Raw genomic sequence first — 18,358 nt, forward strand, 5'->3', positions numbered from 1 at the left:
ATGGCTTTTCCGTTCAAGTCGGAAGGCTTCTGGGGGCCCCTGTTCCGCCGTCGTGACCGCGCCCGGATCGCCGTGGATGCGCCGCGCGCCGCACGCCCGTCCAAGCGCCAACTCGTGCTCCGCCTCAAGGCGAAGGCCGACCGCCTGTTCAACCGCGACCGGCTGATCTTCGATCCGCTCGAGCCGCGCGTCCTGCTCAACTCCGACATCACCTATCAGATCGGCCAATCGAACGATCCGCCGACCGAGATCCATGAGGTTCTCGTCAAGCTGATCAACGAAAATACGGACAAGAGCGAATCTGCGGCCAAGCTGCTGAAGGTTTATGTCTACGATAAGAACGCCGGCGAGAACTCGAACCCTCTGCATGTCTTCGGACAGATCGCTGCGAGCTCCAGGCAGACGTTTGAGCTGAAAGGTTCCAGCGGGAAGGATCTCATCACGGTCGATGTCGATTCCTTCGATCTGCTCGCCGGTGATCAGAAGCCCATACTCGGCTTCACGGACGACCAGGGCGGTGGTGGCAACACGATCTCCCTTCTCAGCGCGAGCAAGGGAGCCGATTTCGCGCTGACCAGAGCCGATGGCGGGCGTGTCACCTCGAGCAAGTTCGTCGCTGATTTCGACGACGTCGCAAGCCTCAGCGGCGCGGCCGGAGCCAACGACAAGCTGACGATCGGGGCGAGCGGCAGCCTGAGCGGTACATTCAACGGCGGAAAGAGCGGCCTCGAGATCGACTTCTCGTCCCTGTCGCCGCTCGGCAGCCCGAAAGATGTCGATGCGACCCTGTCGCTCGTCGAGGGCTCGGGCTCGGACCCGAACAAGTACCTCCTGCAGCGGTCGAGCCAAGCGGTGAGTGCGGCGGCGACCTTCGCACCCATCGCGTTCACAGCGCCGTCGACCAAGCTGGGTGTCCTGCTCGGCACCGGCAGCGACACGCTGCGCCTCGAGACGTTGCCGCCGGGACCCTCCTTCACCGTCTCGGGCGGAGCGGGCGCCGACACCATCGTCTTCGATACCGGGCTGAAGGTGGCGACCGGCAATGTCGACCTGACCTTCGACGGCGGGGAGGGCGGCGACAAGATCATCCTGAACAAGAACCTCGAAGCCCTCACCGGATCGCTCGCGGTCACGTTCCGCGGCGGCGCCGGCGACAACAGCCTCACCGTCGCCGAGGCGGCCCAGATCAGGGCCAGGGACGGCGTCACCTTCACGGCCGGGGCGGCCGTCACGCCCGATCTGCCGGCCACGGGCAGCAACCCGTCGGTCACCAGCGCCGCCAAAATGGGCGTCGTCGTCAACAAGGATGCGGTGATCAGCGGCTCCTCGGTGGCGATCACGGTCACGAGTTCGACCACGGTCGACAACGGCGACACGGACGGCGGCAAGGCGACGCTGTCGGTGGACGCGACCACCGCCGCGACCATCAGCCTTTCCGGCCGGATCGAGACCGCGGGCGCGGCCGCGCTGACCACGAATGTCGTCAATTCCACGACCTTGACCTCGACGCTCGCCACTGAGTTGCGGAGCGTCTCGGTCGCGCAGAGGAACACCTCGACGGTCACCGTCGGCGCCGAGGGCGCCATCAACGGCGGAACCGTGAAGCTCGCCGCCGACACGCGTGCGACCGTCGCCATCAAGGCGATCGGCCTCGTCCTGCCGGGTACCGAGACCATTACCAATGCGGCCAAGCTGACCGCCGATACGCTCTCCGCGATCCTGAAGGGCGAGGCGGATCTCGGCGCCGTCCTCAGGTCAACGAGCGATGGGCAGAACGACTCGATCGCGGAACTGGCTGCCAAGGGTTTCATCAAGAAGGCGAAGACCGCGATTGACAACGAGACGCGGGTCTCCGTCGCCGCCACCGGGCAGGTGCGGCAGACCGGCGCCGGAACGGTGGCCGGAAGCGATGCCGCGCTCCTGATGGCGGCGACCGACGAGACCAACGTGCGGACGCGGCTGGTCGCCACGGACGGCGTGAAGGTGCCGGCCGTCGGTCGCACCCTTGATCTGCCGGGCATGCTCAATCCCTTCGCCCTGAGCGCCGAGCAGAGCGTCAAGCGCGTCACCGCGGTCGATCTCGGCCTGGCCGCCGACGCGACCCTACCCGATACGGCGCCGGATGCCGCCGCCGCGAAGATCGTCGACGCGGCCGGAGCGGTGGCGCTCCAGGCCGTCAATTCCGGAACGATCACCACCCGCATCCGCGCGGCGACCGAGACGCCCGGAAAGACCGCCGGCGACGGCGGCGACGGACTCGACGGCGAGCCGGATGACGGCTCGCTGCCCGCGCCGATCAAGACGGGCTACGCGGACACCACGGTCGACGACACCGTGCGCGTCGCCGTGCGCGGCGTCTCCCTCGCCGCGGCGTCGCTGCGGGCCGCCGCCGGCAACGACACGTCGGTCGAGGCGCGGGCGATCCAGGCGCAGAACACCCTGAAGGGGAGCACGACCGCGACGGTGGCGGCCTCGCGCCTGCTGGCCCGCACGGGCGCGATCTCGGTGACGGCCATCGACACCGCCACGGCCTCCGCCATCGCCGAGCCGGTGGACACGGACACGCTGCAGGACACCACCAGCCCGGGCATGACCCCCGAGCAACTGGCGGAACAGGCCGCCAACGAAAAGAAGGAGCGCGAGTTCCTCGGCCTGGGTCGCGGCTCGGCCATCAACCTCGCCGAGCGCGACGTGACGGCCGCGCTGAGCGGCAGCGAGACCAGCGCTGCCACCGACGTCACGCTCATCGCCCAGAACGCCCTCGAACTGACCGCCGAAGCCCAGGCGACGGGTGTCGCCAGCATTCTCGGTGCGGCGGGAACCATCGCCGTCAACATCGTCCTCGGCAGCACCGAAGCCACCGTCAGCGGCGGCAGCCTGAAGGCCACGGCCGGCGATGTCGTCGTCAGCGCCGCCGATATCTCGACGATCGATGCCCGCGCGCGGACCACCGTCGATTCCGCCTCGCGCGACGGACAGCTCGTCGTCACGGTTCCGGCGATCGGCGCCGCGGCGGCCTTCAACATCGTCGGCTACAAGCTGAACGGGATGGGCTCGTCGAGCATCATCCCGAAGATCCTCAGCGCCTCGGTCGACACCATCCTCGGCACGGGGCTGCTGACCGCCACGGCGACGCAGACGATCCGCGCGCGGATCGAGGGAGCGAAGGTCGAGGCGGGCGGGCGCCTGCAGGTCACCGCGGCGAGCGCGGGCACGGTCAACGCCACCGTCAGCAACACCATCGCCAACAAGACGCCCGAGCAGACGCTCGCCGACGACATCAAGGCCGACGTCAAGCGGCGGGCGCTCAACAACATCAAGAAGCCGTCGGTCGCCACGCAGAACAACGTCGCCACCGCCGGGACCGCCAGCATCGGCGGCATCATCTCGACGAACCGGATCGCCCGGGCAGCCTCGGCCGAGATCGTGGCGCTGACGAAGCCGGGCGGCTCCACCGCGGCCGACGTGACCGGCACCGGCGCGCTCGACGTCTTCGCCTCGGACCGAGCGACGATCAACGCCAACGTCAAGCTCGTCGCCTCCAGCCAGGCCGCGAGCGACGGCGGCCTCGATCCGAACCTCAAGCGCACCGCCTTCGATTTCACGGCGAGCAAGAGCGGTGAGGTCGAGCTCAAGCTCGGCAAGCGCGTCGTCCTCGACTTCCCCGGCGCGCTGAACTCCGCCCCGCGCCTGGAGCGGGTGAAGAGCGCGCTGCCCGTCCCCGCCAAGGACGCGATCGCCGGCCGGCTGCCGGCTCCGTCGCCGACGATGCAGAGCATCGCGCCGGGCGTCTTGGTGCTCGTCAGCCCCGGCCATCCCTCGGGCAAGGGCGAGCCCAATACCTACTACTTCTACAAACCGAAGACCGCCTCGGCGCCGATGGACCTCGCCGGCGCCGATTTCACCGATACGGCGACGTGGCAGAAGATCGGGGAGAAGGGCGCCGTCTACGCCTGGATGGGGGCCGACGGCTTCAACACGACGCTCAAGGAACAGCCCTACGGCGATCGCGACTACTGGCGCCGCGTCGGCGACGGTGAGACCCAGCCGAGCAAGACCACGGGCTCCGGCGCGACGTCGGCCGGCGGTATCGTCTCGCGCAACGACATCCGCGGCGGCGCGACCGCGATCATTTCCGGCGGCGCGAAGGTCAAGGCCGGCAGCGTTTCCGTCTCCGCCGACCGCAGTGCGGTGATCACGGCCAAGGCCGATGCGACCGTCGAGGCTGTCGCCACGGTTCGCGAGCAGCAGGGCCGCACGGCCGACGACAAGCCCGGCACCGGCACGCCGAGCCCGGTCCCGGGCCGGACCTCGATCTTCGATCGCAGCGGCACCGGCACCAACGGCTCGCAAACCTCCGCCTCGAACGCCCTGGCGATCAATGCGGTGATCGCCACCAACGCGATCCTCTCGACGGCGACGGCCCGCATCGACGATTCGACCGTCGAGACAACCGGGGCGGACGGTGCGGTCTCGGTCAGCGCCAAGACCGGCGGGTCCATCACCTCGAAGATCGACGCCCAGATCACGGCACTGTCGAGCGGCCCGGCCAACACCGATGGCACGTCCGCCGCAAGCGGCACCACGACGCCGGGATCCACGTCCGGCACCGCAACGCCGGGCGCGCCGACGGGAACCGCGGAGCCCCCCACCACCACGGCCCGGGCCGCCGGCATCCAGCTCGCCTTCAACGCGATCGGCTTCGAGCTGGGCAATCTCGGCTTCGCGACGCTCGATGCCCTCGTCGGGACCAATCTCGGCAGTGCGGCGCCGCAGCAGGCGGTGGCCGAGATCAAGAATTCGGCGGTCACGGCGAAGGGCGCGGTCAGCGCGACCGCCGAGTCCGGCGGCGCGATCGACGCGACGCTCGGCAACAAGGTGACGGCCTCCGCCCGCGCGGCCAGCGTCGACGCGCTGGCCGTCTCCGGCATCGTCGCCATGAACCGGGTCAGCGGTGCCGCGCGTGCCGCGATCGACGCGCCGCTGAAGACCGTCTCCGGCACGGACGTCACGGTCGCTGCGACCGATTCCGTCAAGATCGCGAGCACGACGACCGTCGGCGCTTCGGCCAAGGCCGAGAGCACCGGTTCCGTCAACGGCGTCGACAAGTCCGCCGACGCGCTGCTCAACGATTACAAGTACACGACCAAGTCCGGCCCGCGGAAGGTCGTCTTCGGCGACAAGATCCGTCTCAGCGACACTTGGAGCGGGAAGGGTGAGAAGGGCGCCGTGTACCAGTACATGGGCCAAGACTTCACGAGCGCGGTCGATCTCGGCGCCGTGACCGGAGCTCCCGGCTCGGACGGGAAGTTCCCGCCCGTCGATCCCAAGCTCGATTTCAGCGATTTCGCCCTCTGGAAGAAGCTCGATGCCAGCAACGTGGTGCCGGGCGGCACCAGCGGCTCGCAGCCCCGGGTCGGCAAGGTTTCCTCGAAGGGCTTCGGAGGTATCTTCTCCCGCAACGACGTCTCGGGCCGGGCCGAGGCGTCGATCGTCGCCGCCGCCCTCGTCGCCCGTGGCGACGTCACGGTGAACGCCAAGTCGACGGGCGCCATCAAGGCGACCGACACGAGCGTCATCAGCGGCGGCACGGCCGTCAACGGCGTGCTGGTGTCCAACAACGTGCTCAACGGCGCCACCGCCTTCATCAAGGACACGCTGCTCGACGGCGGCGCCCTCGACGGCGCGGGCCAGCGCACCAGCAGCGGCGGTGCCGTCACGGTCACGGCCACCAACACATCCGAGATCGACGCCAGCGCGAAGGGCAAGACGGCCGGCGAGGCCGGCACGGCGCTCGGTTTCACCCTCGCCTTCAACACGGTGGGCTTTGCCCAGCAGAACCCGCTCTTCAACGCCGTCGATACGATCGTCGGCGATCCGCTGATCGCCACCGCCACCGGGTCCGAGCAATCGGCCGGCGCGACGGCCTTCATCACCGGCGCCCGCGCGATCAAGGCCGGGCGCGACGTCACGGTCGCCGCCGACAGCCGCGCGCAGATCAAGGCGGTGGCCGGCAGCGAGGTGTCGCAGGCCGACAGCGCCTCCACCGTCTACAAGGCCGAGACCGGAGCGCAGGGTCTCTCCGCCGGCGCCGTGCTCGCCTCCAACAAAGTCAGCGCCCGGTCCGAAGCCTATATCGGCGCAACGGAGGAAACCGAGCAGCCTACCGGTCAACCGGCAAGCGTGACCTCGACCGGTGGCAGCGTCGTCGTCACGGCGACGAACAAGGCCGGCATCGACGCGTCGAGCACGATCATCTCCTCCTCCGCGGTGTCGGGCAGCGTCGCCGAACTGGCCAAGAAGGCCGTCGCGACCGCGCAGAACATGTACGACTACACGACGAAGTCGGGCGAACGGGCGCTGAAGACCGGCGACCGGGTTCGCCTGGGCAACGATTACGCCGGCACGGCCGGCCCGCAGGGCGAAAGCCCGGCGATCAAGGGACAGGTCTACATCTATATCGGCGCGGCCGGGAAAGTTGACCTCGGCGCCAGCACCACGAATTTTGCCGACGCGACGAAATGGTTTGCCGTCTCCGAGGGTGCAACGGTCACGACCAAGCCCGTCACGGCGGCATCGACGCCGTCGCCCACCCCCTCGCCGACGGACCCCACGGAGTCGAAATCCGTCACCTCGGCCGACGGGAAGACCGTGACGACGGTCACGCGCCTGAAGCCGGCACGGTACACATCCAGAGACTTCGATCCGATCCTGCGCACCGGCGAGACGGTGCTGTTCCGGGGCGGCACCACCACCGCCAAAGGTGAAGTCGGAACGATCTATATCTATCGCGGTCCGGACAACACACGCGTCAACCTCCAGACCGAGGATTACACCAGCGACAACTGGATCCCGGCGGCGGCCAAGTCCGTCATGCCGGCGATCGACAAGGTGTCCGATGTCACGGCGCCGGCCACGACGACGAACGGCACCGTTACCCCGCCTTCGACGACCCGAACCCCCGCCTCATCCTCCAAGTCGATCGGCGGCCTGATCGTCTTCAACGAGGTCAATGGCGGCGCCACCGCCCGCATCACCGATGCCACCGTGAAGGCTCAGGCCGACCTCACCGTCGCGGCCAGGGATGCGGCCGACATCGCCGCCACCCTCATCAGCACGGTGACCGCGTCCGGCGGCGCCTCGTTCAATTCGAAGCCGCCGGCAGGCACCACCGCCGGCACCACGCCGGGCGACGGCAGCGTGATCGCCGCCAACGGCCTGGCCGCGACCAACGTCGTGCGCGGCGGCGCCAAGGCTTCCGTGCTGCGGGCGACCGTCGAGGCGGCGCGCGGCGATCTCGCGGTGACGGCCGAGAACACGGCGGGCGTCGATGCGCGCCTGCGCGCCTCGTCGGCGACTTCGGGCGGCGGCCAGGGCGGTGTCTCAGCGGCGGTCACGCTCGCCTTCAACTCGGTGGGCTACGAGACCCAGAACCTCTTGTTCAACACCGTCGACGCGCTGATCGGCTCGCCGGAACTGTCCGATGCCTTCGGCAAGGAGACCGGCTCGGGCGCGACCGCGACCATCGTCCGGTCCGAGGCCAGGGCCGGCGGCGACATCGCCGTCGCGGCCACGTCGGCCACCAAGATCAACGCGACCGTCAGCAACGCCGCCAAATCCTCGACCGACTCGATGAAGGGGTCGGGCGGCACAGGCTTCGGCGTGGTGCTCGTTTCGAACAAGGTTGCCGGGCGCGCGACCGCGTACATCGACAATACGGCCGACACCAGCAAGTCCGTCACCGCGGGCGATGCCGTGACCGTCTCGGCGACGGATGCCGCGAGCATCGCCTCCAATGCACAGCTCGTGACGAGCTCCACCGTCGTGAAGACCGACGGCGGCACGCTGACGAATCAGGCCAAGCTCAACAAGTTCCTGCCCTCCGACTTCTCGACCAACCCGAACGAGGTGCAGTCGGCGACGATCCAGTCGAACCTGATCAAGAATCGCGCTGATCTGCTGCCGGCCGAGATCAACAAGCTCGAAGCCGAGATGTGGGCCGAGGTCGCGCGGGTCAAGCAGGCGATCCTCGACGCACAGGCGGAGCCGAATCGGATCGCTCAACTGTTCGAGACCGCTCAGCTCCAGCTCAAGAGCCGCCCCGCGGCGAGCGACTATCTCAAGAGCGTCTACAACACGCTGGCCGACGCGATGAAGGCCGCGATCGACATCGTGCCGTCCGACAACCGCACCGATCTCAAGAAGAATCTCACGGATGCCGAGCGGACGCTGCGCCAGCAGACCGCGATCGGCGTCCTCGACAATCAAAAAGCCGACGAGGCGCGCGACGCCGCCTACAAGTTCGCGGCGGAGGCCGCCCGCCTCGGTCTGATCGACGATGCCGCCCTGCGGGCGAGCCCGATCGAGGCCAGCCAGACCGTCGGCGAGATGATCGGCCGGCAGGTCAGCATCCAGCGTGCGAACCGCGAGGCCGTGGCCCTGATCGAGGGGATGCGGGACAAGCTCAACACCTACCTCGCCCCGTTCGGTCTCAGCACCGACATGATCGCCGTCCTCGACCTGACCGCGTTCGGGCAGGTGAAGAAGACCGAAAACCTTCAGGACGTAACCTTCGGCGCGCGCGTGCGCATCGCCGAGGATTACGCCGCCGGCGCCAACAAGGCTCCCTACAAGACCTCCGACGGCAAGGAAATCTCGGTCAAGACCGGGGATACGGTCTGGGACGACGGCAACAACTCCATTCCCGGCGGCGCGGTCTACAAGTATGTCGGCGCCACAACCCTGCTGAAGCAGCAGCCGAGCGCGATCAAATTCGACAGCAAGACCGCCGGCAAGCCGGACTGGGTCAAGATTTCGACCAAGCCTGATCTCTACAAGTCGAACGAAATCTACATCTACATGGGGGAGGCGGCGAAGATCGACCTCGCCGCACAGGATTACAGCGACAAGTCGCTGTGGAAGCGTGCCCTCGACTCAAACTTCATCCCCGACGGCTTCGTCATTCCGGGCAGTGGTACGGGTACGGGGACGACGCCGACACAGCCGGCGCCCGCATCGACCGATCCGAAGGCGCCGCTGCCCGTCGGCGACCCGTCCGCGAACAATCCCCAGCCCACCGTCATGCCGCAGAACGCGGCCGCGCTCGCCATCGGCGGACTCGTGGTGGTCAACAGCGTCCACGGCGGCGCCAGCGCCACGATCACCAAGACGACCGTCTCCGCGACGGCGGGCGCCGTCACGGTGTCGGCGCAGGAGACGGCGACGATCACCGCGACCGCCGACAGCGCGGCGACGGTGAAGTCCGCCGATTCCTACAAGAAGACGGCGCCGGCGACGGCCGGCACGGGCACCGGCGCGACACCGGCTGCCCCCGGCACGCCGGGCGTCGGGACGCAGTCCGGCACGAAGAGCCTCGCGCTCGGCGGCATCATCGCCACCAATAGCGTCCTCGGCTCGGCCGATGCGAAGATCGTTGACAGCACGGTTACCACCGGCGCCGGCGGCGTGTCCGTGACTGCCGCGAACACCGCGACGATCGATGCCACCAACAAGACCAGCGCCACCAGCGACGTGGCTGCGGTGGCGCTGACGCTCGCCTTCAACACCGTCGGCTGGAAGGACCAGAACATCCTGTTCCGCGCCGCGGACACGATCACCGGGCAGCCGCTGATCGCGGGAGCCTTCCAGAACGACACCGACCCGGCCGGGGCCAGCGCGCAGATCCTGAGAAGCGCCGTGACCACGGGTCAGAATGGCGCGGTCACCGTCGCAGCGAAGGCGTCTGCCGGTATCAACGCCGTGGTCAGCAACAAGTCCAGCGCCTCCGGCAACGTCCTCAAGGATGCCAGCGCCTACGCGATCGGCTTCGTGCTCACCGGCAACATGGTGAACACGCACGCCCTCGCGACGATCGACAACACCGGTTCGGCCGCATCCATCGACGCCGGCGGCGCGCTCACCGTCACGTCGGACAGCGCCGGCTCGATCACCTCGGCGAACCGTCTCTCCGCCCTGGCGAGCCTGACGAAGCCGAGCGTCCTGCAGGATTTCGCCGACAAAATCCTCGACAATTACGACTACACCAAGAAGTCGGGTGAGAAGGACCTCAAGTTCGGAGACCTCGTCTACAACAAGGAGAACGGGGTCGATAAGGTCTATGTCTATATCGGCTCGAGTGCGCGGATTCAGCTCAAGGACGTCGATTTCGCCGATGAGGCGAAGTGGCGTCTGAACAACGCCCGCGAGTTCGTCAAATTCCTGCCGCCAGGCGTCCTGAATCTCCTCGACAGCAAGGACGCCGACCCGTCCAGCACCAAGCCGGCCGACGGCGCGACCTCCGCCTCGAGCACGGTCGCGTCCAAGCCCTATGCCGTCGCCGTCAGCGGAATCCTCGTCTCGAACGACGTGCGCTCGACCGCCGAGGCCAGTCTCAAGAACACGAACGTGCTCCGGGCGGGCGACGTCACCGTCGCCGCCAAGCAGACGGGAACGATCGATGCTCTGGTCACGAATCGCGTCGAGTCCAAGCTGAAGCCCGGCACCAAGCCGGGCACGAAGGAGGCCGTCGCCGTCGGCGCGGTGATCGCGGCCAACGTCGTCACCGGTTCCAGCACGGCCACCGTCAGCGGCTCGCGCCTCGGCGATGCCGGGGCCGGCAGATCCGTGGGCAACGTCACGGTCGAGGCCGCCAACAGCGCCACGATCACCGCGACGGTCAGCAGCATCGTGGAATCGGCCGACAAAGCCGTCGGCGTCGTCGCGGCCTTCAACAAGATCGGCACGTCGAGCCAGAACGTTCTGTTCGACCTCTCCGACGCGATCGCCGGCACCGACCTCGGCACCACCCTCCAGGGCGCCAACACCTTCGCGGCCACGGCCTCGATCTCGGGCCAGCCGATCAACGCCACCGGTCTCGTCAAGGTTTCCGCCCTGTCGAAGGCGGCGATCACCGCCGAGATCAAGAACGCCGTCACCACGGTCGGCGCCGACGTCACGAGCGTCGGTGCCGTGGTCGGCCTGAACTTCGCGCGGCTGGCGACCTCGGCAACCCTGTCCGGCATGGACAGCGTGAGGGCAGCCGGCGTCTCGGTCAGCGCTCTCAGCACGTCGGCGATCAACGCCGTCGTCACCGCACCCGTGACGTCGGTCGCTTACCGGATGCAGTCGCCCGACCCCAACGCGCAGAGCGGCGGTAGCGGCGGCGGCCAGACTCCGAGCCAGACCGGCCATACGATCTCCGTCGCCCTGAGCATCGCCCGCAACACCATCGTCGACGAGACGCTGCTCGCCGGTATCGACGAGGTCGGCGAGGTGACCGCGAGCGCGGGCGACGTGCGCGTCGTTGCCAAGAGCGGCGCAACCATCAACGCGAAGGCGACCGCCACCGCCATCGCGGTGCTCCTCAGCACGGAGGAAGGAAAGAATATCGGCTTCGCCGGTGGCGGCGCGCTCGGCTTCAACACGATCCTCGGCGGCGTCCAGGCCCGCATCTCCAACACCCGAACCGCCACGATCACCGCGAACGGCAACCGCGCTCCGGATGCGAACGGCGAGGGCGGACAGGGTAACATCACCCTCTCGGCCGACAGCGCCGCCTCGATCGAAGCCTCGGTCCAGGCCGCCGCGGCGGCGGTGGTGATCGGCAAGGGCGAGTCGCAGGCAATCGCCATCGGCGTGACGCTCGCCTTCAACATGATCGGCTTCTACGGCAGCGGCCTGCCGACCGGCACGAACTTCAAGGACGGCACCACCCGCTCCCTCGACATCCGGGCCGGCGTGACGGGCACGCGCCTGACGGCGGGCCGCCGGGTTCTGGTCGAGGCGACCTCCCGGGCCTCGATCACGGCGACGACGCTGGCGACCGCCGTGGCCGTCGGCGCCTCGACCGGCGGAAGCCAACAGAGCCCCGGCAGCAACGTCGCCGGGGCCGGCGGCGGCCTCTACGTCGGCAACAAGATCGTCACCACCACGACCGCCGTGATCGACGGCAGCACCGGAACGAATGATGCGGTGACGTCGGGGGCGGAGGGCATCACCGTCTCTGCGGCCGATACCTCGAACATCCGGGCGACCTCCGTCGCCCTCGCCGTGTCGGCGAACCTGAGCGGCAAATCCAGCAGCTCGGGTACGCAGCCGAGCGTTGCCATCGGGGCGGCGCTGGCGAACAACGAGATCAGCAGCGACGTCACCGCTCGGATCGTCCAGGTCGCCAATCTGGCGACCGCCGGAACGGTGACGCTGTCGGCGACCCGCAGCGCGGAGATTTTCGCGCGGACCTTCGCAGCCTCGGTCGAGGCCGCGGTCTCCGGTCAGGGCAAAGGCTTCGGCGTTTCCGGCGGCGGTGCGGTCTCCCTCAACACGGTCGGCGGCACGACCGTTGCCGAGCTCACCGGCTCGAAGGTCGGAGACGGCACGGACGCCCCCTCCAAGGTCGGCGCCCTCGCGGTGCTGGCGAGCGACACGGCGAGGATCGCGGCGCTGACCGGCGCCCTGTCGATCGCGGCCAACGGGTCGGCGCAGGGTGCGGCGTCCGGTGTCTCAGTCGGCGCATCGGTCTCCAACAACGTGATCGCGGCGGGTGCGGCCGTGCGCGCCACCCTCTCCGGCACGCCCGTGCGGACGACGGGGGCGGTCCGCGTCGTCGCGACGTCCAACCAGGCGATCGATGCCACCACGGTCGCCGTCTCCGTCGGCGTCTCGGCGAGCGGATCCGACAAGTCCGTGGCCGTGAGCCTGGACGGCTCGGTCGCCCGCAACGTCATCGACCTCGCCACGACGGCGCAGATCCTCGGCGCCGTAGCGGTCGAGGCCGGCAGCGTCGCGGTCCGGGCCGACAACACCTCGACCATCACCGCCGCCGTGGGGGCGGCCTCGATCGCCGCCGCGTTCGGCTCGACGACGTCGTTCACCATCGCGCTTGCGGCAAGCGTCGCCCTCAACAAGATCTCGGGCGACGTCGGCGCCAGCATCACGGACGCCGCGGTGACCACGCTTGCCGGCGGCGTCACGCTGGCGGCCACCCGCTCGGGGACGAACAGCACCAAGGCCGCGGCGGCGAGCATCGCCGTCGGCATCGGTGGCGAGAAGGGCATCGGCGTGTCCGGAGCCGGCGTCGCGGCGGTGAACCAGATCGACAGCAGCACCACGGCTGCGGCCACGAATGCCACGATCGATGCGCAGGGCGCTGTCGCCGTCTCGGCGGGCAGCACGGCCACGATTACGTCGGACATCCTCAGCGCGGCTCTCGCCGTCGGCGGCGGTTCCGACAGCGGCGGCGCGGGCGCTCTCGGCGTCGCCATCGCCTACAACGAGATCGGGCGCTGGAATGCCTACGACGAGGAGCATCACACCCTGAACGAGGCGCCGGTGCTCGGAGGGCGCGCCGGAGTCTCGGCCTCCCTCACGGACACCACGGTCAAGGCAACCGGTTCGCTGTCCGTGACCGCCACGAGCGACAACACGATCACGGCGAACATCGCCGCGATCGCGGCCGGTGCCACGGGGTCCGCAGGCAAGGCCGTTGCGGTGAGCATCGGCGGCACGTTCGCCATGAACAGCATCGGCTTGGCGACGCTTGCGTCGATCAATGGTGACGGAACCGCTGCCACGCCCGGAATCCAGGCTGCGAGCGCCACGATCGCGGCGCAGGACATCTCGGAGGTCACGGTTCGGGCCCTATCGGCCAGCCTCGCGCTCGCCGCTGCCGCGGACAACGCCGTGTCGATCGCCGTCGGCGGCAGCATCGCTCTCAACACCATCGCCAACGACGTTTCGGCGAGCGTCAAGAGCGTCGATCGCGGCCTGCAGACCGTCGATGCGATCCTGATCTCGGCCAAGTCGGCGGGCTCCATCACCGCCCGTGCGGCCTCGGCCGCGATCGCGGTCGCCGGATCCGGCTCGAACGCCGTGCCGATCAGCGCGGCGGTGACCTACGCCCGCAACGTCATCACGACGAGCACGCGTGCCCAGGCCGGCGAGAGCCGTCTCGTCACCACGGGCAGCATCGGCACCATCGGCGTCAGCGCGGAAGCCTCCGCGACGATCGACGCCGCGATCCTGGCCGCCTCCCTGGCGGCGGGCGTCGGCGGCAGCAACGCCGTCGCCGTCGGTATCGGTGCGGCGGTCGCCGAGAACCGCATCGGCCTCTGGTCCAAGTCCGGCAGCGATTCGAACACCAGCTACACCCTGGCCAATGGCGGCGGCACCGTCGTCGAGGCGTCGCTCACCCGCGTCGGCGTCGACGCGAAGGGCGCTCTGAGCGTCGAGGCGGCGTCGAAGAACAAGATCGAGGCCAATGTCGCCGCCCTGTCGGCCGGCCTCGCCGGTGCCGGATCGAACGCCGTCGGCGTCAGCGGCGGCGCCACCGCCGTCGTCAACGCCATCGGTGTGACCACCCAGGCCTTCATCGAGGGCAACGGTGTCGCCAACAGCGCCATCGCCAGCAACGCGATCAAGGCCGCCGCCGTCTCGGTGAAGGCGTCCGACACCTCCAGCATCATCGCCAACGCCCTCACCGCCGCGGTGAGTGCGGCCTTCGGCGGTTCGAACGGCGTCTCGGTCTCGATCGGCTTCGCCCTGGCGATCAACACCATCGACGCCGCGACCAAGGCGGGCGTGAGCAACGTGTCCGGCGGCATCGATGCCGGCACGGGCGCGGTTCTGGTGGACGCCCTCAGCAACGCGACCATCACCGCGACGACCACCGCTGCGGCCATCAGCATCGGCGGCGGCGGCACGGCCGGCGTCGCCGTCGCGGGTGGCGGGGCGCTCGCCTTCAATAGCATCCGGCCGGTCACCCGCGCCGCCGTGGCGGCGAGCCCGATCAGCCAGAGCGGCAGCATCACCGTGACCGCCGCGGCGAACTCCACCATCTCGGCCCTCGTGGCGGCGGCTTCGCTGGCCGTCGGCGCGGGCGGCTCGGCCGGTGTCGGCGTCGCCATCGGCGTCTCGGTGGCGGCGAACCGGATCGGCGATTGGACCTCGTCCGGCGAGGGCCGCGACCGCGTCGACACGCCGGCGGCCAGCCAGGGCTCCGTCGTCGAGGCGGTGCTGAGCGGCAGCAATGCCAAGACCAGCGGCGCGCTGACCGTCGGCGCCACCTCCGCGCAGTCGATCCGTGCGCAGGTCGCCGCGGCGGCGGCCTCGATCGGCGGCGGCGGCTCGGCTGGCGTCGGCGTCTCGGCCGCCGGAGTCACCGTCACCAACGCGATCGCGGTCGCGACCCGTGCCGTCATCGACGGTGACGGGGCGGCGGGCATCGAGGCCGGCAGCGTCACGGTGCGCGCGGCCGACACTTCCACGATCGAAGCCTTCGCCGGCTCCGCGTCCCTCGCGGGTTCCGGCGGCGGTGCCGCCGGCGTCTCGGTAGCGGTCGGCTTCACACTGGCGCTCAACAGCATCGCCGGCAATGTCGAAGCGAAGATCGTCAACGCCGACACCCTCCTGCGCACGACCGGTGCCGCCGGTGCCACGGTCAGCGCCGCGCGCGCCGGCCGCATCTACGCGGCGGCCGCGGCGGCGGCGATCAGCCTCGCCGGCGGCGGCTCGGCCGGGGTCGGCGTCTCCGGCGGCGGCGCTTTCGCCTCGAACCGCATCCTCGGCTCGGTGAACGCCACGGTGGATGCGAGCCGGATCACCACCGCGGGCGGCGGTGGCCTGACGGTGACCGCGACCGGCTCGTCCGAGATCACGGCGATCATCTCGTCCGTGGCCGCCTCCGGCGGCGGTGGCGGCGCGGCCGGGGTCGGTGTCGCCCTCGGCGTCAGCGGGGCCGAGAACCGGATCGGCGAGTGGGTGACCGCGGGTGCGGATGCGGACCGGAAGGACTCCCTCAAGGACCAGGGGGCGGTGGCCGTCCAGGCCGCGGTGAAGAATTCGATCCTCGACATCGCCGCGGCCCTCACGGTTCAGGCAACCGCGAGCCAGAAGATCGCCGCGACCGTGATCGCGGCTGCGGCGGCGATCCAGGGCGGCGGCGCGGCCGGCGTCTCCGTGAGCGCGGCCGGCTCGGTCACCGCCAACGCGATCGGCGTGGTGACGTCGGCCACGATCGACGGAGATGGGACCGGCGCGGGCGCGGGGATCAAGGCCGGCAGCGTCACGGTCTCCGCCGCTAACACCGCCGAGATCGCGGCGGTGACCGGCGCCGCCGCGCTCTCCGGCGCGGGCGGCGGCGCGGCCGGCGTCGGCGTGGCGGTCGGCTTCGCGCTGGCCATCAACAGCATCGCGGGCGGAATCCAGGCCTCGATCGCCAATGTCGATGCCGGACTGACCACCCGCGGCGGCGGTGTCACCGTCGGCGCGCGCAACAGCGCGCGCATCCGGGCGGCCTCGGCAGCGGCGGCCGTCTCGATCGGTGGCGGCGGCGCGGCCGGCGTCTCGGTGAGCGGCGGCGGCGCGGGCGCGCTGAACGTCATTACGATGGGAACCAGCACCTTTGTCGCCGACAGCAAGCTGACCGTGCGGGGCGGCAAGTCGGCGGTGACGGCGGAATCCACCTCCGACATCCAGGCCCTGATCACCGCCGCCGCCGCGGCGGCGGGCGGCGGCGGCGCGGCCGGTGTCGGCGTCTCGGTCGGCGTCGGCGGTGCCGAGAACCGGATCGGCAGCTGGGACATCACGCGCACCGGCGACAAGCGCGACGTCGCTCTGCGGAGCACCGCGCCGATCCAGGCCTATCTGAGCAATACGAGCATCGATTCGGACAGCGCGCTCGACGTCACCGCGACCTCGAACCAGACGATCCGGTCCGCCGTCGCGGCGGTTTCCGCGTCGATCCAGGGCGGCGGCGCGGCGGGCGTCAGCGTCGCGGGTGCGGGTGTCGGCTCGACCAACCTCATCGGCGTGGCGACGCGCGCCTTCATCGATGGCGATGGCGCGACCGGCATCAGCGCGTCGCAGATCGCGCTCCTGGCGAAGGATACCTCCACGATCACGGCTGTCGTCGGCTCGTCCGGGATCGCCGGCAGCGGCGCGGGCGTGGCCAGCGTCGGCGTCACGGCCTCGGTCTCACAGGCCAACAACACCATCGGCAACGTCGTCGAGGCGGTGATCCGCAACGCGGATACCGGCGTCACCTCGACCGCCGGCGACCTTTCGGTCAATGCCGAGAGCGGTGGCACGATCGAGGCGATCGCGACCGCGGCCTCCGTCAGCGTCGGCGGCGCCGGCATCGCCAGCGTGCAGGTGTCGGGCGGCGGCGCCGGGGCGCTCAACATCATCACCACGAGCACGCGTGCGGCGATCGAGCAGGCGGCCGGTCAGGCGGCCCTCAACCGGGTGACGAGCGGGGCGGCCCTGCGTGTCGGCGCGACGAGCAGTCAGGACATCAAGGCCACCGTGGTCGCCCTTTCGGCGGGCGGCGGCGGCGCGGGCATCGCCAGCGTTCCGGTCGCGATCGGCCTGTCCGGTGCGCAGAACATCATCGGCACATGGCGGACGGTCGACGGCAACGGTCAGCGGCTCGACCAGCCGACCCTCGATACCGATGGCGGCGCCAAGGTCGAGGCGCTCATCGCCGACACGGTCGCGAGCGCGCAGGGGGCCGTCTCGGTGACGGCCACCTCGGCCGGGACCATCGACGCCACCGTCGCGGCCGCCTCGGTCGTCGTCACCGGTGCCGCGGTCGCCGTCGGCGTTGCCGGTTCCGGCAGCTATTCGGGCAACGCGATCAGCTTTTCCACGAACGCGGCGATCACCGGTGCCTCGACGAGTGTGACTGCCGCCGACGTGGCGGTGCTTGCGACGAACCGGTCCGCGATCAGCGTCGATGTCGGCGCAGCCGCCGTCGCGGCCGCTGGCGGCGGTGTCGGCGTCGCGCCCTCGATCAGCGTCGCTACGGCTCTCAACGTCATCAACAATGCCGTCACCGCCGAGATCGACCGCACGTCCGTGACGGCGCGCACCGGCGCGATCCGCGTCTCGGCGCAGGTTCCGGCGGACGATCCCGCCACGAGCGCCGTCGAGGGCGCGAGCATCCGCGCCCGCGTCGCCGCGGCCGCCGTGGCGCTCTCCGGCGGCGGCGTCGCCGTCTCGGTGGCGGGCGGCGGTGCCGTCGCGACCAACATGATCGGCGGCACGACCCGCGCGCGAGTCGGCGATGCCCGGCTGAAGGCGGCCGGCGACGTCGCGGTCACCGCTGCGAACAATGGACGCATCGAGGCCGAGGTGGCCGCGCTCGCCGCCGGCGCCAGTATCGGCGGCACCGCGGTCGGGGCCAGCATCGGCACCGGCGTCGCCGTCAATCTCATCGGCAGCGCGATCACGCAGAAGGTCAACGGCCAGGACAAGACGACCCAATCGGCCGGCCTCGTCATCGAGGCCCTGTCGAAGGACACCACCATCGAGGCGGGCGGTACGCTCTCCGTCACGGCCGATTCCGGTCAGACGATCCGGGCGA

1 protein-coding gene (cut by a window edge) is annotated in these 18,358 nt (G+C 70.0%); it reads left to right on the top strand.

What is annotated here, in order from left to right; genetic code table 11:
* On the top strand, positions 1 to 18,358 hold the 5' portion of the coding sequence (locus MPPM_RS12470) for an LEPR-XLL domain-containing protein (protein WP_096485344.1). The gene runs 8,903 nt beyond the window's last position; the window shows 18,358 of its 27,261 coding nt (coding positions 1-18,358); it begins with the start codon at positions 1 to 3; its stop codon lies beyond the right edge, outside the window.

The organism is Methylorubrum populi, assembly GCF_002355515.1.
GTDB lineage: Bacteria > Pseudomonadota > Alphaproteobacteria > Rhizobiales > Beijerinckiaceae > Methylobacterium > Methylobacterium populi_A.